Consider the following 18,179-nt stretch of genomic DNA (forward strand, 5'->3'; position numbering starts at 1 on the left):
GAACAGGTCGATGTGGTCGGTCCGAAGGCGCTTGAGAGAGGCCTCCGCCACCTGCCGGATGCGCTCCGGACGGCTGTTCAGCCCGCCCGTCCGCTCGCCGCTGTCGGTGATGTCGAAGCCGAATTTGGTCGCGATCTTCACTTGGCCCCGCACCGGCTCCAGCGCCTCGCCGACCATCAGCTCATTGGCCCACGGGCCATAGATTTCCGCCGTGTCGAAGAAGGTCACGCCCCGATCCACGGCCTCGCGGATCAGCTTGACCCCGGTCGGCGTATCCGTCGCCGTCCCGTAGCCGAAGCTCAGGCCCATGCAGCCGAAGCCCAGGGCCGAAACCTCAAGGCCGGATTGTCCAAGTTTGCGCGTTTGCATCGTTTTCGTCCTTCATCAGTCCTGCCGCCGAAGCGGCGCTTCCCGTTCCGAATGGACCAGCGTCCGATCCGGAAGACGGGCGCCGCGAACCTCGATCGCGGCGACGGCGGCGTTCAGTTCCGCCAGTTCGTCAGGGGAGAAGCGCAGCGCCGCGGCGCCGAGGTTCTCCCGCATGTGGGCCATCTGGGTGGTGCCGGGGATGGGCACGATCCACGGCTTCTGGGCCAGCAACCAGGCCAGGGCGATCTGCCCCGGCGCGGCGTTCTTCCGCGCGCCCCACGCCTTCACCAGTTCAACCAGCGCCAGATTGTGGGCCAGGTCCTCGCCGGCGAACCGGGACTCGACGCCCCGGATGTCGCCCTCGGCGAACCGGGTGCCGGCGTCGATGGCGCCGTTCAGGAAGCCCACGCCCAGCGGGCTCCAGCAGACCAGACCGATCCCCAGTTCCTCGCAGGTCGGGATGACCCAGTCCTGCGGGCCGCGCCACAGCATCGAGTACTCGTTCTGGACCGCCGCCACCGGCAGGGCGGCATGCGCCCGGCGAAGGGTCCCCTGACCCATTTCGCTCAGGCCCCAGTGCAGGACCTTGCCCTCGCGCATCAGGTCGCCGACCACGCCCGCCACATCCTCGATCGGCACATCGGGGTCGACGCGGTGCTGGTACAGCAGGTCGATGCGGTCGGTGCGCAGCCGGCGCAGCATGTTCTCGACTACTACGCGGACATGGTCCGGGCGGCTGTTCAGGCCCGGCCGTCGCGCGCCGGTCTCCTGATCGATGTTCCAGCCGAATTTGGTGGCGATGACGACATCGTTCCGGAACGGCGCGACGCCTTCACCCAGAATGCGTTCGACCTCGTGCGGACCGTAGGCCTCGGCCGCGTCGTAGAAGGTCAGGCCCTCGTCGAAGGCGGTCCGGATGATGTTCAGCATCTCCGGACGCGACGGGATCGTCGTCTGGTAGGTCCGGCTCATGTTCTGGACGCCGATGCCCACGGCCGAGACGTCCAGCGCGCCGAGCCGGCGCTTGCCGATGGCGGTCCGGCCCGCAGCGGCGAAGACCGGCGGCGCCGCCGCCAGCGCCGAGGCGGTCAGGCCCAGGCCGAAAATCGCCCGGCGATCAAGGCCGGGACGGGGAGTCTCTGACGGCACGGCGTTTCTCCTTCGGTGTGATGGGCTCCGGGCAGCCGTCCGCGATCCGTCGCGCGGGACGGTCGGCTGTTGGATGACAGATGGGGCCGCCGCCGGGGCAGCGGCCCGTCAGGCTCAGGCCGCCGGGTCTGCCAGCGACGCCATGTCGATCGAGAAGCGGTACTTCACATCGCCCTTGATCATCCGCTCATAGGCGGCCTCGATCTGGTCGATCGGGATGATCTCCACGTCCGAGACGATGTTGTGGTCGCGGCAGAAGTCCAGCATCTCCTGCGTCTCGGCGATGCCGCCGATCAGCGAGCCGGCGATCGAGCGGCGGCCGAAGATCAGGTTGCCGACCGAGGGCGACGGATGCGGCTCGGCGGGCACGCCGACCAGCACCATCGTCCCGTCGCGCTTCAGGGCGCTGACGTAGGGGTCCAGGTTGATGGACGCCGCCACCGTGTTCAGGATGAAGTCGAAGGTCCCCATGTGGGCCTTCATGTCGGCCTTGTCCTTGGACAGGACCACGCCCGTGGCGCCCAGACGCGCCGCGTCCTCGGCCTTGCCCGGCGAGGTCGTGAAGACCCAGACTTCCGCGCCCATGGCCGCGGCCAGCTTCACGCCCATGTGGCCCAGACCGCCCAGGCCGACCACGCCGACCTTCTGGCCCGGCCCGACCTTCCAGTGGCGCAGGGGCGAGTACGTCGTGATCCCGGCGCACAGCAGGGGCGCCACGGCCGCCAGCTGGCTCGCGTCATGGCCGATGCTCAGCACGAAGTCCTGATCCACCACGATATGCTTGGAGTAGCCGCCGAAGGTGTGGCCGCCCAGGACCTTGTCCGGGCCGTTGTAGGTGCCGACCATGCCCGTGCCGGTGCAGTACTGCTCCTCGCCCGCCACGCAGGACGGACAGGTGCGGCAGCTGTCGACCATGCAGCCGACGCCGACCAGATCGCCTTCCCTGAAGCGGGTCACCTGACCGCCCACCGCGCTGACGCGGCCGACGATCTCGTGGCCCGGGCAGCAGGGGTACAGGGTGCCGCCCCATTCGGCGCGGGCGGTGTGCAGGTCCGAGTGGCAGACGCCGCAGTACAGGATGTCGATGGCCACGTCGGTCGCCAGCGGGTCCCGGCGCTCGAAGCTGAACGGCGCGAGGGGCTGGTCACCGGACGGGGCGGCGTATCCGTAGGATTTCATGGGGGCTCCAACAGCTCGGGGGGCGCGCGATCACGGGCCCTTGTGACGCTCAAGATAGGCCGCGCGCTTGCATTCGATTAGTCGCTATGATCCGCATGAACCTATGAATGGAGTTCAATAATGAAGCGGGACGAGCTGGGCGATCTGGCCGCCTTCCTGGTCGTGGCCGAGGAGCGCGGGTTCACCAAGGCCGCCTTCCGGCTGGGCCAGTCGCCGTCGGCGCTCAGTCACACCATCCGGCGGCTGGAGGCCCGGCTGGGCCTGCGCCTGCTGTTGCGCACCACCCGCAGCGTCTCGGTCACCGAGGCGGGCGAGCGGCTGCTGGAGACCCTCCGCCCGGCCTTCGCCGACATCGAGACCCGCATCGAGGCCCTGGCCGAGCTGCGCGACCGCCCGTCGGGCACCATCCGCATCAACTCGGGCGAGCACGCGGCCCACTCCATCCTGTGGCCGGCGCTGGAGCGGTTCCTGCCCCTCTATCCGGACGTGAAGGTCGAGATCACCACCGAGCTGGGCTACGCCGACATCGTCGAGCGCCGCTTCGACGCCGGCGTCCGGCTGGGCGAGCAGGTGGCGCGCGACATGATCGCCGTGCCCATCGGTCCGGACGTCAACATGGTGGTGGTCGGGGCCCCGTCGTGGTTCGCCACCCACCCGAAACCGGTCACGCCGCACGATCTGAACGACCATGCCTGCCTGAACCTCCGCCTGCCGACCCGCGGCGGCCTCTATGCGTGGGAGTTCGAGAAGGACGGCCGCCAGCTCAACGTCCGCGTCGACGGCCAGCTGATCTTCAACGACATGGCCCTGATCCAGAAGGCCGCCGAGGCGGGCATGGGTCTGGGGTTCCTGATGACCGACGTCGCCGCCCCGGCCATCGCCGAGGGCCGCCTGATCCCCGTGCTCGAGGACTGGCGGCCGCCCTTCCCGGGCTACCACCTCTATTATCCGGGCCGTCGTCAGCCGACGCCGGCCTTCAGCCTGCTGGTCGAGGCGCTGCGCTACCGCGGCTAGGGCGGCGGCGAAGCCCGGCGGGCGTCGCACGGCCGCTCGGCCCGCGCCCGCCGGGTCCGGTCGCCGGCCCCGCTGTCAGGATCAACCGGGCCTTGAACCGTCTCGGGCCGCCGTCTCAGGCCGCGGTCTTCGGCAATCGCGCCATGGCCTCGCGGCACAGGCCGTTCAGCTGTCGGGTCAGGGACGTGCCCTCCAGCTGGTTGACGTCGGCCATGGTGTAGCCGTCCTTTTCCATCGCCCGCGCTATCTCGCTGCGGCTGCGGTAGATGCCGGTCCTGGCCAATTCGAACGCGCGCTCGACCGGGTGAAGTCTGAACTGGGTCATGCGGTCCGAACGCCACCGCGGCCCCCGCGTTCCTCTGTCGTCCATCAGACGCAGCCCGGACAATGGTCCGCCCCTGACGCAGGCGTCCGGAGCGGACCACCGGGACCCCCACCCTGCCGATTATTCGGGCGGTCATCCAAATGGGAATACGCGCGAAGGTTGGAAAAGGATCATTTCTCAGAGGTTTTGTCGCGCGTGCGCGACATCCCGGGCCAGGCTGCCGATGGTCACCTCGCCGAAACGGTCCAGCAGGCGGCGCTCCGCCTCGGCCATCGCCTCGTCCATGGCCGCATTCACCGCCTTCTCGACCAGACAGCGCGGATCGTCGTCCGCCAGCCCGATGGCGAACAGCTTCGGCCCGCCCAGGGCGTCGTGGATGTCCCTCAGCGTCACCTCGTCCAGCGGCCGCGCCAGCGCCCAGCCCCCGCCGTGTCCCTTGCCCGAGGTCACGTAACCGGCCGCCTTCAGCCCGGCCATGGTGCGGCGTACGACCACCGGATTGGTCGAGATCATCCGCCCGATGGCCTCCGAGGTCACGGGCGCGCCGATGTGATCCATGTGGATCAGCACGTGCAGCATGCGGGACAGGCGGGTGTCGGCGGGCATGGCGCCACCCTAGCCCGATCTGACACGTAACAAAACAAGTTGCGTGATCAGCTGTCCGATTCTACATGTCTCGCAACATCACAAGTTACGAGAGGCTCCCATGGATCGCTACGACGTCATCGTGGTCGGAGGCAGTTTCGCCGGCCTGTCGGCGGCGATGCAGCTGGCGCGGGCGCGCCGCCGCCTGCTGCTGGTCGATGCGGGCAAGCCCCGAAACCGTTTCGCCGCGACCTCGCACGGCTTCCTCGGCCAGGACGGCGTCCCGCCCGCCGACATCATGCGTCAGGGGCTGAACCAACTGGCCCGCTACCCAACGGTGGACTTCGCCCACGCCGAGGCCCTGACCGCCGAAGCCTGCACCGACGAAGGGGCCGACGGCTTCATCCTGTCCCTGTCGGACGGCGCGCCGGTGTCCGCCCGCAAGCTGGTCCTCGCCACCGGCGTCACGGACGAGCTGCCGCTACCGTCCATGGTCGCGCGCTGGGGCGTCAGCGTCCTTCACTGCCCCTACTGCCACGGCTACGAGGTCCGCGACCGTCCCCTCGCGGCCATCGCCACCGTCCCCGCCGCCGTGCATCAGGCCCTGATGCTGCCCGACTGGGGCCCCACCACCTTCTTCACCCAGGGTCGGTTCGAGCCGTCGCCGGAAGAGGCCGCCCAGCTGGCCGCCCGTGGCGTCGCCGTCGAGCGCACCCCGGTGGTCGAGCTGCTGGGGGAGGGGACGGCGATCTCCGCCCTGCGCCTCGCCGACGGCCGCGAGGTCCCGGCCGAGGCCGTCTTCACCGCCCCGCGCACCCGCATGACCAGCCCGCTGGCCGAACAGCTGGGCTGCGCCTTCGATGACGGCATGACCGGCCCCTACCTTCGCGTCGATCCCATGCAGCAGACCACCGTCCCCGGCGTCTTCGCGGCGGGCGACGCGGCGACCCAGATGTTCAACGCCACCATGGCCTCCGCCGCCGGCGTCATGGCCGGCGTCGCCGCCCACCGGGCTCTGGTTCAGGATGCGGCGGGGTGAGCGGTTTCGACGCGCTCCGCTACGGCAGGGGCGTCAGGCGAAAGTCCTGTCCGTCCGCCCGGTAGCGGCGCGCGATTGCTCGTCACTTGGGCGATGGTCGATCAGACGGTGATCCGGGCTCTATGGCGCCGCGACAAGGCAGGGGCTCTTCCCCCTGGCGTCTCTCCGACCCGAGCTGACTATTATTGCCTGATTGGTCCGCTTCCCTCTCTTGGCCGAACTTCGGCTGACGATCTGTTGCGGACTTTCCTACCCACCGGCATCCTGAGAAAAATCTGGACGATGTTCGGGGAATGGACCGGTGAGCCCGACAAAGCTCAAAGAGTGGTTTGACCGATACGCGCTTTGGTCGATCAGCACCTATAGAGCCGGCGGTCTGGCGCTGCCCGTGATCGGCCTGATGTTGCTTCTGCTCTTCCTGCCCAAGGTTTGGGGTTTTGAGCTGCCGACCGTAGTCGTGATCGGTGCGCCAATGGCTATCTTTGCCGCCGTCATGCTGCGTGGTCTGGAGGTTGAAAGGCGTGGGAAGCGTCGCCGCAGACCGAAAACTACTAATCGCTGAGCGCACAGCCGCGCACCAACGGCCGTTCAGCATTCCTGCGTTTGCGTTGGAAATGGTGGCTGGGGGCGGGCTCGAACCGCCGACCTGTGGGTTATGAATCCACCGCTCTAACCAGCTGAGCTACCCAGCCCCTGTACCCGAAGGGGTCCGGCGGGAACTGGTCTGTCCGCCGGAAGAGGCGTGCCTATAGAGGCGAGACGGGGCGGGATCAAGTCGCTTGAAGCGGGGAGGGCGTCGGGGCCGTTCGTCGCGGCCGTCGAACGGGGGCGTGACGGCCCGTCGCAGGAACGCTAACCACAGCGGAGCCGTTTCGCGGCGGACCGTTTTTCCGGGAGTTTGACCATGCGCCTGATCGCCCTCGCCGTCACCGTTTCCGCCCTCGCCCTGGCCGGCGCCTGCGGCGCCGCCGGGCCCGAAGGCTCCGCCGCCCCGGGGCAGGACGCCGCCCCGCTGGAGACCCGGCCCGCCAACAACCCGGCCCAGCAGCCGGCGGTCGAGGGCCAGACCCGCGCCCCCGCCGTCCGCACCGAGGCGGCCCTGACCCACGCGGTCGTGGCCTCGGGGCTGGAGCATCCGTGGGGTCTGGCCGCCCTGCCGGACGGCCGCTGGCTGGTGACCGAGAAGCCGGGCCGCCTGCGCATCATCACCGCCCAGGGCCAGGTCAGCGAGCCCGTCGCCGGACTTCCGGCTGTTTCGGCGCGCGGGCAGGGCGGTCTGCTGGACGTCATCGTCGGCCCGACCTTCGGTCAGGACCGCCTGATCTACTGGAGCTACGCCGAGCCGCGTGAGGGCGGCAACGCCACCTCGGTCGCGCGCGGCCGCCTGTCGGACGACGGGACGCGTCTGGAGAACGTCCAGGTCATCTTCCGCGCCCTGCCGGTCTATGACGGCGACAAGCATTTCGGCTCGTCCCTGGCCTTCGCCCCGGACGGCAAGCTGTTCATCACCCTTGGCGAGCGTTCGGACCGGCCCATGCGCCCGCAGGCCCAGGACCTGGGCTCGCACATGGGCAAGACCATCCGCATCAACGCCGACGGCTCCGTGCCCTCCGACAACCCCTATGTCGGCCGCGAGGGCGCCCTGCCGGAGATCTGGTCGCTGGGCCACCGCAACATGCAGGGCGTCGCCATCGCGCCCACCGGCGAGGTCTGGACCATCGAGCACGGCACGCGCGGCGGCGACGAGCTGAACCTTGATCGGGCGGGCGTGAACTACGGCTGGCCGATCATCGCCTACGGCGTCGAATACGCCGGCGGGGCGATCAATGAGGGGATCACCGCCCGCGAGGGGCTGGAGCAGCCCGTCTATTACTGGGACCCGGTGATCGCGCCCGGCGGCATGACCTTCTACGACGGGGCCATGTTCCCCGGCTGGCGCGGCAATCTGCTGGTCGCCGGCCTGAAGGAGAAGCGCATCTCGCGCCTGGTGCTGCGGGACAACCGCGTGGTCGGCGAGGAGTATCTGCTGACCGATCTGGGCGAGCGCGTCCGCGACGTGGCCGTCGGCCCGGACGGCGCCGTCTGGGCCGTCACCGACGAGGCGAACGGCAAGCTGGTCCGCCTCTCGGCCCGGTAGGGCGGTCGTACGACCGTTTCTGACGCACCCGCATGCTAAAACGCCTCCCTGCATCGCTGCGGGGAGGCGTTTCTTGTTCAAGTTCGAGTCTTCTGCGAAGGCCCGAAATCCCGAAAAATAAAAATCAGTCGCGCAGCAGTTCGTTGACGCCGGTCTTGGCCCGGGTCTGGGCGTCGACCCGCTTGACGATGACGGCGCAGTACAGGCTCGGCCCGCCGTTCGGGTCGGGCAGGCTGCCCGGCACCACGACGCTGTAGGCCGGCACCTCGCCGCGGAAGACTTCGCCGGTGGCGCGGTCGATGATCTTGGTCGAGCCGGACAGGTAGACGCCCATGGCCAGCACGGCGCCCTCGCGGACGATCACGCCCTCGGCCACCTCGGCGCGGGCGCCGATGAAACAGCCGTCCTCGATGATGGTCGGATTGGCCTGCAGGGGCTCCAGCACCCCGCCGATGCCCGCCCCGCCGGACAGGTGGACGTTCTTGCCGATCTGGGCGCAGCTGCCGACCGTCGCCCAGGCGTCGACCATCGAGCCCTCATCGACATAGGCGCCGATGTTCACGAACGACGGCATCAGGATCACGTTCTTCGCGATGTAGGCGCCCCGGCGCGCGATGGCGCCCGGAACCGACCGGAAACCGGCCTCCTGGTAGTCGGTCGCGGTCCAGTCGCCGAACTTGTTGGGCACCTTGTCCCAGAAGGGGCCGACGCCCGGCGCATGGCTGGTCGGGCCTCGGTCGCCGGCGCGCATGATCTGGTTGTCGTTCAGGCGGAACGACAACAGCACGGCCTTCTTCAGCCACTGATGGGTGGTCCAGACGCCGTCCTCGCCGCGCGAGGCGACCCGGGCCTGGCCCGAGTCCAGCAGGGACAGGGCGGCCTCGACGGCGTGGCGGACCTCGCCGTGGGTGTGGGCCGAGACGTTGGCGCGGTCTTCCCACGCGGCCTCGATGACGGATTCGAGATGAGCCAGGTCGGTCATGCGGCGGCGTCCTTGAAGGTCAGGTCGGTCAGGAAGTCTGTCAGATCGGGGGCGATGTGGTCGATATGGTCGCCGATGGGTTTGCCGTGCCCGTCCCCGATCAGGACGGTGGTCATGCCCAGCGCCTTGGCGGGCTCCAGGTTCTTCGGCGTGTCCTCGAAGAAGGCGGCCAGCCGGGGCTCGAAGCCGAAACGCTCGATCACCTTGCGGAAGGTCGACGGCGCGGGCTTGGGCGTCAGGTCCGCGTCCTCGATGGCGAAGACGCCGTCGAAGCAGTCGGCCACGCCCAGACGGTCCAGCACCCGGCCCGCGTATTCGCGCGCGCCGTTGGTGAAGACGATCTTCCGGCCCGGCAGGCGCCGCAGCTGGTCCGCCAGCGCCGGATTGGGCTCCAGGCTGTCCATCGGCACGTCGTGGACGTCGTGCAGGAAGTGGGGGGCGTCGATGGTGTAGTTGGCCATCAGCCCGGCCAGGGTCGTGCCGTGCTCGTCCAGGAACTGCCGCTGCAGCACCCGGGCCTCATCGGGGTTCAGCCCGACGGCCTCGACGACGTAGGCGTTGATCCGGGCCTGGACCAGTCGCATCAGTCCCTGTTCCCGCGGGTACAGGGTGTCGTCCATGTCGAACACCCACGTCTGGACGTGAGACAGATCGATCAAGACGCCTTCACCAGCGTGCCGGCGCCGTATTCGGTGAACAGCTCGACCAGCATGGCGTGGGGGCGGCGGCCGTCCAGGATGACCACGGCCTCGACCCCGGCGCGCACGGCGGCCATGGCGGTCTGCAGCTTGGGGATCATGCCGCCGGTGGCGACGCCGTCCTCGATCAGCTTCGAGGCCTCGCCGACCGACATCTGGCGGATGATCTCGCCGTCCGCGCCCTTCACGCCGGGCACGTCGGTCAGCAGCAGCATGCGCTTGGCCTTCAGCTCTCCGGCCAGGGCGCCCGCGACCGTGTCGGCGTTGACGTTGTAGGTCGCGCCGTCCTCGGCCACGCCGATCGGGGCCACGACCGGCACCCAGTCATCGGTCTCCGAGGCGATCAGGCCGCGGATCAGCTTGGCGTCCACCTTGGTCGGGTCGCCGACGAAGCCCAGATCGACTTCGTGCTCGATCATGCTGTCGGGGTCGCGCTTCTTGCGCGAGGTCTTCTTCACGGTCAGCAGGCCCGCGTCCTTGCCCGACAGGCCCACGCCCCGGACGTCCGCTTCCTTGCCCGCCACCGTGATCCAGTGGGCGATCTCCTTGTTCACCGCGCCGGACAGGACCATCTCGGCCACCGCCATGGTGTCGGCGTCGGTCACGCGCAGGCCGTCGACGAAGTTCGACTTCACCCCGGCCTTGTCCAGCATGGCGCTGATCTGCGGCCCGCCGCCGTGCACCACGACCGGGTTTACGCCCATCAGCTTCAGCAGCACCACGTCGGCTGCGAACTGCTTGGCCACGGCGACCTCGCCCATGGCGTGGCCGCCGTATTTGATGACCACGGTCTCGCGGTCATAGACCTGGATATACGGAAGGGCCTCGGCCAGCGTCTTCGCCGTGGCCCAGCCGCGTTCCTCGGATTGCCGTTCGTTCTCGTCCATCACGAGCGGCTCCCTAATGCCAAGGCCGCGGCCTGTCATCATGAAACCGGACCCCGGGGCCGCCCGTTCCGCGATTATGAACCCGCACGATATCGATGATCGCGACCTGACGCCCTCCGAACCGGTCGATCCGGCGTCCCTCCAGCACCCCGACGCGACCCTCTGTCCCGAGTGTCAGGGCAGCGGAGCCCTGCCCGACGGCGAGGTCTGCCCGGTCTGCGACGGAACCGGAAAGGCCACGGGCCGAACCGGCGGAGGCTAAGTTTACAGCTTCCGGTTAGCTTGACCGCTCCGGTCACCGTCAGTTGAAAGAAGCTGGCGCGGCGGCGCTTGTCGTTTCGGATGTTGGCGTTACGTTGGCCGCCTTCGTTTTCCGGTCGGTGGGGTCCCAGAATGTTCGATAGCTTCAGCAGCCGCGTTGGCGTCAGCCAGGCGGGACGTTTCGCCGAGGACTTCGATTTCAGCACGACCCAGGAGCCGGCCGGAGGGACCGACGGGGCCGTCAATCCGTCGTTCGGCGCGATCGCCAGCTATCAGGTGTGCGCCTGCTGCGCCCGCTTCCACGGCGTGTCCGCCGCCCCCGAGGGCGACGGCGGTGGCCTTGGCGTTATCCTGAACAGCGATGATCGCGGCGACGTCGGCTCGAACGGCAAGCCGTCGCTGCTGCCGGGCGACGCCGGAACCCAGATCACCCGCTCCAACACCAGCTGGTCCTCGGGCCTCGGCCAGGCGGCCGTGGTGACCTACGCCTTCCGCCTGTCGGCCAGCACCATGCCGACCGACACCACCGGCTTCAGCCAGTTCTCGGCCCAGCAGATCTCGGTCGCGATCCAGTCGCTGTCGGCCTGGTCGGACGTGGCGAACATCACCTTCGTGCGCGTGCAGGACGCGGGCAGCGAATATTCGAACGACGCGACCATCCTGTTCGCCAACTATGCGTCGGGCCAGGACGGCGCCGCCGCCTTCGCCTATCTGCCGGGCGCCATGCCGGGGCCGACCGGCGCGAACGCCGTGCAGGGCGACGTCTGGGTCAACAGCTCGCTGTCCTACAACGCCAACCCGACCCTCTATAACTACGGCACACAGACCCTTCTGCACGAGATCGGTCACGCCATCGGCCTCAGCCACCCTGCGGCCTACAACGCCAGCGCAGGCCAGCAGGTCACCTACGGCGCCCACGCCATCTATTTCGAGGATTCCCGCCAGTACACGGTGATGAGCTATTTCAGCGAGCGGGAAACCGGCGCTGACTTCCGCATCAACGGCGTCGGCACGACCTACTACGCCTCGGCGCCGCTGATGGACGACATCGCCGCCGCCCAGCGCCTGTACGGCGCCAACACCACCACCCGCACCGGCGACACCGTCTACGGCTTCAACTCCAACGCCGGCCAGCCGTGGTTCGCGGCCACCAGCGCGGCAAGCCCGCTGATCTTCGCGGTCTGGGACGCCGGCGGCACCGACACCTTCGACTTCTCGGGCTACACCGTCGCCCAGACCATCGACCTGCGTCAGGGCGCCTTCTCCAGCGTCGGAGGCATGATCGGCAACGTCTCGATCGCCATCGGCGTGACCATCGAGAACGTCGTCGGCGGCACGGGCGCGGACTCCATCCGCGGCAACTCGGCCAACAACGTCATCCGCGGCAACGGCGGCGCCGACGTCATTGACGGCGGTCTGGGCAGCGACACCGTCGTCTTCTCCGGCCCGCGCGCCAACTACACCATCACCTGGAACGGCCAGATCGGCACCGTGACGGCGACCGGCCAGTCGCCGGTGACCATCACCAACGTCGAGTTCCTGCAGTTCTCCGACCAGACCATCGCGGCCACGCCGCAGGGCGGGCTGGTCGTCGGTGGCGACATCACCAACGAGACCATCAACGGCTCGGCCCTGGGCGACACCCTGGGCGGTCTGGGCGGCAATGACACCGTCAACGGCCTGGCCGGCGACGACTACCTGGACGGTGGTTCGGGCGTCGACATCCTGAACGGCGGCGACGGCAACGACACCCTGATCGGCGGCCTCGGCAACGACACCCTGGACGGCGGAGCCGGCTCGGACACCGCCGACTACTCGGGCGCGGCGACCGGCGTGACCGTGGATCTCGTCCAGGGCCTGTCCAGCGGCGGGGGCGGCAACGACACCCTCACCAACGTCGAGAACGTGACCGGCACGGCCCAGGCCGACAGCATCACCGGCGACGCCAACAACAACATCATCCGCGGCGGCGGCGGGGTGGACACCCTGAGCGGCGGCGGCGGCGATGACCAGCTGTTCGCCGGCGCGCCCGGCCAGTCGGGCGGCGCGCCTGACGTGCTGAAGGGACAGGCCACCGCCAACAGCACCCGTCAGACGGCGGTCTCGCTGAACGGCACCTTCGACCTGCAGGCCCGCACCGATGTGGCCAACGCCACGACGGTCCCGCACTCGACCGTGGTCGCCACCACCCACGGCGGCGTCGAATACTACGCCATCACCGTCACCGCCGGCGGCGCGATCGTCCTGGACATCGACAACGCCAGCTTCGACTCGACCCTGCGCCTGTACGACTCGGACGGCCTGGAGCTGACCAGCAACGACGACGACGCGCCGGACGGCGGTTCGCAGACGGACTCGCGTCTGGTCTACAACCTGCTGTCGCCGGGGACCTATTACATCCAGGTCGCCGAATGGCAGTCGAACGGCGCCAACGGGACCTTCGTCTCGCAGGCGCCTTCGGCGGGCGAGACCTACACCCTGCACGTCTCCATGCCGGGGCAGGCGGTCCAGCCGCTGACCCAGTCGGGCTCGACCCTGAACGGCGACGCGGGCGCGGACGTCCTGAACGGCGGCGCCGGCAAGGACACGCTGAACGGCGGCGCGGACAACGACACCCTGAACGGCGGCGCCGAGAACGACACCATCGACGGTGGTGCGGGCATCGATACGGCCGTCTTCTCGGGCAACCGCTCGGCCTACACGATCAGCACCTCGAACGGCACGACGACCATCACCGGTCCGGACGGCGCGGACACCCTGACCAATGTCGAGCGCCTGCAGTTCGCCGACGGCCTGTTCGACATCGCGGGCAATCCGGTCCAGGGCACGGGGCCGATCGAGGGCACGGCCAACGCCGACACCCTGAGCGGCACCAACGGCGACGACACCATCAACGGCCTGGCCGGCGATGACGTCATCACCGGCGGAACGGGCAATGACACCATCAACGGCGGCGACGGCGTCGATACGGCGGTGTTCAGCGGCACGATCGCCCAGTCGACGGTCGCCACCAACGGCGCCACGACCACGGTCACCGGGCCGGACGGCACGGACAGTCTGACCAACGTCGAGTACCTGCGCTTCACCGACGGCACCCTGATCGTGGGCGCGGGCGGCGGCCAGCTGTTCACCGGCACGGCCAACGCCGACACCCTGACGGGTACGGCCTTCAACGACCAGATCAACGCGGGCGCGGGCGCCGACACCATCAGCGGCGCGGCGGGCAATGACACGATCAACGCCGGCGACGGCGACGACACCGTCACCGGCGGCGCGGGCAACGACGCCATCGACGGCGGCGCCGGCACGGACACGGCCGTCTTCGGCGGCACGATCGCCCAGTCGACGGTCGCCACCAACGCCGGGGTGACCACGGTCACCGGGCCGGACGGCACGGACAGCCTGTCCAACGTCGAGTATCTGCGCTTCTCGGACGGCACCCTGATCGTGGGCGCGGGCGGCGGCCAGCTGTTCACCGGCACGGCCAATGCCGACACCCTGACGGGCACGGCCTTCAACGACCAGATCAACGCGGGCGCGGGCGCCGACACCATCAGCGGCGCGGCGGGCAATGACACGATCAACGCCGGCGACGGCGACGACACCGTCACCGGCGGGGCGGGCAACGACACCGTCGACGGCGGCGCGGGCTCGGACACGGCCGTCTTCTCGGGCAACCGTTCGGCCTACACCCTCAGCACCAATGCCGGCGTGACCACGGTGACCGGGCCGGACGGCACGGACACCCTGACCAATGTCGAGCGTCTGCAGTTCGCCGACGGCTACTATGACCTGACGGGCGCGCCGATCGTGAACACGGTCAACGGCACCCCGAACGCCGACACCCTGGCGGGCACCTCGGGCGTGGACGCCATCAACGGCGGCGCCGGCGACGACGTGATCACCGGCGCGGCCGGCAATGACACCATCGACGGCGGCGCGGGCACGGACACCGCGGTCTTCGCCGGCCTGGCCTCGGCCTATACGGTGGTGACCAACGGCGCGACCACCACGGTCACCGGCCCGGACGGGGTGGACACCCTGACCAATGTCGAGCGCCTGCGCTTCGACGACGCGGTCCTGATCGTGGGCGCGGGCGGCGGCCAGTATTTCGCCGGCACCGCCAACGCCGACACCATCAACGGCACGGCCTTCAACGACCAGATCGAGGGCGGCGCCGGCGCCGACACCATCGATGGGGCCGCGGGCAATGACGCCATCGACGCCGGCGACGGCGACGACGTCATCACCGGCGGCGCGGGCTCGGACACCATCAACGGCGGCGCCGGAACCGACACCGCCGTCTTCGCCGTGGGCGGGGTCTCCTATTCGGTGACCGTCAGCGGCGGCACGGTGACCGTGACCAGCTCGGACGGCGTCGACAGCCTGACCAACATCGAGCGCCTGCGCTTCGCCGGCGTCGAGCTGGCGGTCAGCGCCCTGGGCGGCGTCACCCTGATCGGCGCCAACACGGGCGAGACCCTGGCCGGCGCGGCGACCAACGACCGTCTGTACGGCTTCGGCGGCGCCGACACGCTGAACGGCGGCGACGGCGACGACATCCTGGCCGGCGGCGCGGGCGCGGATGTGCTGAACGGCGGCGCGGGCTCCGACACGGCGGACTACTCCGGCGCGGCGGCGGGCGTCACGGCCCGGATTGACACCCAGTCGGCCTCGAACGACGGCGACGGCGGCGCGGACGTCTTCACCTCGATCGAGAACATCACCGGCTCGGCCTTCAACGACCTGCTGGTCGGCAACGCCGGCGCCAACATCCTGTCGGGTGGTCTGGGTCGCGACACCATCATCGCGGGCGCCGGGGACGACGTCATCAACGGCGGCGCCGACGTGCCGAACGAGCTGTACGGCGGCACGGGCGACGACACCTACATCGTCGAGCACCGCTCCGACTCGATCGTCGAGAACGCCGGCGAGGGCTGGGACACCATCCGCTCGGCCCTGTCGCAGATCAACATGGCGGCCAACGTCGAGGAGTTGATCTACACCGGGACCGGCGCCTTCACCGGCGTCGGCAGCGCCCAGGCCAACACCATCCGTGGCGGGACCGCGCGCGACACCCTGATCGGCGGCGGCGGCGACGACATCCTCTACGGCGGCGCCGGCGCGGCCAACGAGCTGTACGGCGGCACGGGCAATGACACCTACATGCTGGAGGTCGCCGACTCGATCATCGAGAACGTGGGCGACGGCGTGGACACCGTCATCACCTCGACCCTGCTCGGCTACAACCTGGGCGCCAATGTCGAGAACCTGACCTACACCGGCACGGGCGCCTTCACCGCGGGCGGCAACGCCCTGGACAACGTCCTGACCGGGGGCGTCGGCAACGACATCCTGCGGGGCCGTGGCGGCAATGACACCCTGAACGGCGGCGCCGGAATCGACACCGCCGACTACAGCCTGGCGGCCGCGGCCGTGAACGCCCGTCTCGACACCCAGTCGGCGTCGAATGACGGCGACGGCGGCGTGGACACCTTCACCTCGATCGAGAACCTGACCGGCTCGGCCTTCAACGATGTGCTGATCGGCAACGCCGGGGCCAACGTCCTGTCGGGCGGCCTGGGCCGGGATGTCATCATCGGCGGCGCCGGCGACGACGTGATCAACGGCGGTTCGGGCGTGCCGAACGAGCTGTACGGCGGCACGGGCAACGACACCTACATCGTCGAGGAGCGCACCGACTCGATCATCGAGCTGGCGGGCGAAGGCGTCGACACCGTCATGTCGGCCCTGTTCCAGATCAACCTGTCGGCCAACGTCGAGAACCTGACCTACACCGGGACGGGGACCTTCACCGGCGTCGGCAACGCCATCGGCAACACCATCCGCGGCGGCGCCCAGCGCGACGTCCTGATGGGGCTGGGCGGCAACGACATCCTGATCGGCGGAACCGGCGCGGCCAACGAGCTCTACGGCGGCGAAGGCGACGACTATTACATCCTGCAGGTCGCCGACACGGTCATCGAAGGCGCCGGCGCGGGCAACGACACCGTCGACGCCCGGATCGCCAGCTACACCCTGGGCGCCAACGTCGAGAACCTGATCTTCGGCGGTTCGGGCAACTTCACCGGCACGGGCAACAGCCTGAACAACCTGATCATCGGCGGCGCCGGCGATGACGTCCTGCGGGGCGGCGGCGGCAGCGACACCATCCAGGGCGGTCTCGGCAACGACACCGTGGTCCTGGCCGGGACGGCGGGCCAGTACACCATCACGGCCGAAGGCGCGGGCTGGCGGGTGACCGACAACACCGCCGGGCGTGACGGCTCGCTGCTGCTGACCAGCATCGAGACCCTGCGCTACGGCGACGGTTCGACCCAGAGCCTCGGCGCCCCGGCCGCCGCGCCCGTCGAGACGCCGGTGCTGACCGCCAAGGAAATCTATGGCGACGCCTTCGTCATGCCGGCGCTGGAGGACGACGCCTTCGTGCTCCCGGCCCTGGCGGACAAGGCGGCGATCGACGAGGCGCTGGTCCTGCCGGTCGCGACCGACAAGACCGCCGGCGTCGAGCCGATGGTCCAGCCGACCCTCGTGGACAAGGTGCTGGACGCCGAGACGGGCCCGCAGGTCCAGCCTGTCGGCCACGACGACTTCCTGCTGACCGGCGACACCGGTCCGCAGGTCCTGCCGGGACTGGCGGACGAGGATCTGCTGTTCACCGAAACCGGCGGCGTGCTCGGCAGCGCCTTGCCGGCCGACGGCAACAATCCGCTGGTCATCGACGGCCCGCATGGCCTGCACCTGCTCCAGACCGACGATCCGGTCGTTGGCGTCGCGCCCCACGACCCCTGGGCCTGAGGGCGCGGCTGACGCGGGGCTTCCCGTCTCGCGTCAGGAGCGAATGAAGGCGGAAAAAGACGCCCGTCGGACCCCATCCGGCGGGCGTTTCCCTGTCCGGGGCGCGGTCTGTAACCTTGTGGTCACGCTGAAGATTGTTCTGAGCCGCCCCGTCTCGACCTTGGCCGGAGGGGCTGTTATGAAAGCTTAGCGGCGGCTTCTACGCCGCCCTGAATTCATCATGGCTGCGGAGGGCATCCACCAATGCGCGTTAAGACTTTCATTCTGGCGTCGAGCGCCGCCGGGGCCCTCGCCCTGTCGGCCGGTGTCGCCGCTGCCGAGCCGAACGGCTGGTATGGCGCGATCGACGCCGGCTATCACACCATCGACGACCTCGAGCTGACCTCGCAGACCACCGGTCCGCAGTGGGACTTCGAAGTTGACGAGTCGTGGGCGGCCTTCGCCCGTCTCGGCTACCGGTTCAATCCGAACTGGCGCGTCGAGCTGGAAGGCGGCTACCGCGACGCCGGCGAGCTCGGCTCGGTGGTCAACCCGAACGGCAACGTCCCGACCGGCGTCTGCAACGTGACCCCGGCCGCCGGCGTCTGCAACGCCCCGGCCGGCGAGATCTCGTCGACCGCCATCATGGCCAACGTGATCTATGACTTCGGCGACGAGTCGTGGGCCTTCCGTCCGTTCGTCGGCCTGGGCGCCGGCGTCAACATCGTCAACACCGAGTTCATCGGCACCCTCGGT

14 protein-coding genes and 1 tRNA gene are annotated in these 18,179 nt (G+C 69.4%); 6 read left to right on the top strand and 9 right to left on the bottom strand.

From position 1 onward, the window contains the following. From VGE03_RS03265 to VGE03_RS03275, 3 genes are all read right to left on the bottom strand, one after another. Nucleotides 1–369: aldo/keto reductase (locus tag VGE03_RS03265; protein ID WP_331045040.1), on the bottom strand; the 369-nt coding region annotated here is incomplete at its 3' end. A 15-nt stretch (nucleotides 370–384) separates the two neighbouring features. Beyond that, nucleotides 385–1,518 (bottom strand): aldo/keto reductase, encoded by a 1,134-nt coding sequence (locus VGE03_RS03270; protein ID WP_331045041.1) that lies wholly within the window; start codon nucleotides 1,516–1,518, stop codon nucleotides 385–387. A 114-nt stretch (nucleotides 1,519–1,632) separates the two neighbouring features. Beyond that, a complete protein-coding gene (locus VGE03_RS03275) occupies nucleotides 1,633–2,697 on the bottom strand; it encodes an NAD(P)-dependent alcohol dehydrogenase (protein WP_331045042.1) in 1,065 nt (354 codons plus the stop codon). A gap of 120 nt (nucleotides 2,698–2,817) precedes the next feature. Here VGE03_RS03275 and VGE03_RS03280 point away from each other — a divergent pair, with 120 nt between their 5' ends. Further along, on the top strand, nucleotides 2,818–3,711 hold the full coding sequence (locus VGE03_RS03280) for a LysR family transcriptional regulator (RefSeq protein ID WP_331045043.1): 894 nt from the start codon (nucleotides 2,818–2,820) through the stop codon (nucleotides 3,709–3,711). A gap of 115 nt (nucleotides 3,712–3,826) precedes the next feature. Here the strand turns inward: VGE03_RS03280 and VGE03_RS03285 are convergent, their stop codons facing one another. Together VGE03_RS03285 and VGE03_RS03290 are read right to left on the bottom strand one after the other, a co-directional pair. Continuing rightward, nucleotides 3,827–4,081, bottom strand: coding sequence for a hypothetical protein (locus tag VGE03_RS03285; protein ID WP_331045044.1), 255 nt, complete (start codon nucleotides 4,079–4,081; stop codon nucleotides 3,827–3,829). Nucleotides 4,082–4,213: 132 nt separating this feature from the next. Further along, entirely contained in the window at nucleotides 4,214–4,642 is a 429-nt protein-coding gene (locus tag VGE03_RS03290) for an Rrf2 family transcriptional regulator (RefSeq protein ID WP_331045045.1), read from the bottom strand. A 100-nt stretch (nucleotides 4,643–4,742) separates the two neighbouring features. Between VGE03_RS03290 and VGE03_RS03295 the strand changes: the two genes are divergently transcribed. Further along, complete coding sequence (locus VGE03_RS03295; RefSeq protein ID WP_331045046.1) at nucleotides 4,743–5,660, top strand: NAD(P)/FAD-dependent oxidoreductase; 918 nt, start codon at nucleotides 4,743–4,745, stop codon at nucleotides 5,658–5,660. A 301-nt stretch (nucleotides 5,661–5,961) separates the two neighbouring features. Beyond that, nucleotides 5,962–6,222: a hypothetical protein gene (locus tag VGE03_RS03300; protein ID WP_331045047.1), complete on the top strand. Its 261-nt coding sequence runs from the start codon at nucleotides 5,962–5,964 to the stop codon at nucleotides 6,220–6,222. 53 nt (nucleotides 6,223–6,275) lie between these two features. Here VGE03_RS03300 and VGE03_RS03305 read toward each other — a convergent pair. Beyond that, nucleotides 6,276–6,352 (bottom strand) — tRNA-Met (locus VGE03_RS03305). Between the two features lie 212 nt (nucleotides 6,353–6,564). Between VGE03_RS03305 and VGE03_RS03310 the strand changes: the two genes are divergently transcribed. Next, nucleotides 6,565–7,797 (top strand): PQQ-dependent sugar dehydrogenase, encoded by a 1,233-nt coding sequence (locus VGE03_RS03310; protein ID WP_331045048.1) that lies wholly within the window; start codon nucleotides 6,565–6,567, stop codon nucleotides 7,795–7,797. A gap of 124 nt (nucleotides 7,798–7,921) precedes the next feature. Here the strand turns inward: VGE03_RS03310 and dapD are convergent, their stop codons facing one another. Genes dapD through argB form a run of 3 tightly spaced genes read right to left on the bottom strand, consistent with a single transcriptional unit; the run spans nucleotide 7,922 to nucleotide 10,364 of the window. Beyond that, entirely contained in the window at nucleotides 7,922–8,779 is an 858-nt protein-coding gene (gene dapD, locus VGE03_RS03315; RefSeq protein ID WP_331045049.1) for a 2,3,4,5-tetrahydropyridine-2,6-dicarboxylate N-succinyltransferase, read from the bottom strand. Further along, on the bottom strand, nucleotides 8,776–9,438 hold the full coding sequence (locus tag VGE03_RS03320; RefSeq protein WP_331045050.1) for a pyrimidine 5'-nucleotidase: 663 nt from the start codon (nucleotides 9,436–9,438) through the stop codon (nucleotides 8,776–8,778). Before VGE03_RS03320 ends, dapD begins: the two co-directional genes overlap by 4 nt. Continuing rightward, complete coding sequence (gene argB / locus VGE03_RS03325) at nucleotides 9,435–10,364, bottom strand: acetylglutamate kinase (RefSeq protein ID WP_331045051.1); 930 nt, start codon at nucleotides 10,362–10,364, stop codon at nucleotides 9,435–9,437. The genes VGE03_RS03320 and argB overlap by 4 nt, the downstream gene beginning before the upstream one ends. Before the next feature lie 393 nt (nucleotides 10,365–10,757). Here argB and VGE03_RS03330 point away from each other — a divergent pair, with 393 nt between their 5' ends. Beyond that, nucleotides 10,758–17,444: a M10 family metallopeptidase C-terminal domain-containing protein gene (locus VGE03_RS03330; RefSeq protein WP_331045052.1), complete on the top strand. Its 6,687-nt coding sequence runs from the start codon at nucleotides 10,758–10,760 to the stop codon at nucleotides 17,442–17,444. A gap of 243 nt (nucleotides 17,445–17,687) precedes the next feature. Continuing rightward, the coding region (locus tag VGE03_RS03335) for an outer membrane beta-barrel protein (RefSeq protein WP_331045053.1) at nucleotides 17,688–18,179 on the top strand (492 nt) is incomplete at its 3' end.

Source organism: Brevundimonas sp. (genome assembly GCF_036400995.1).
In the GTDB taxonomy this organism is placed as follows: Bacteria; Pseudomonadota; Alphaproteobacteria; order Caulobacterales; family Caulobacteraceae; genus Brevundimonas.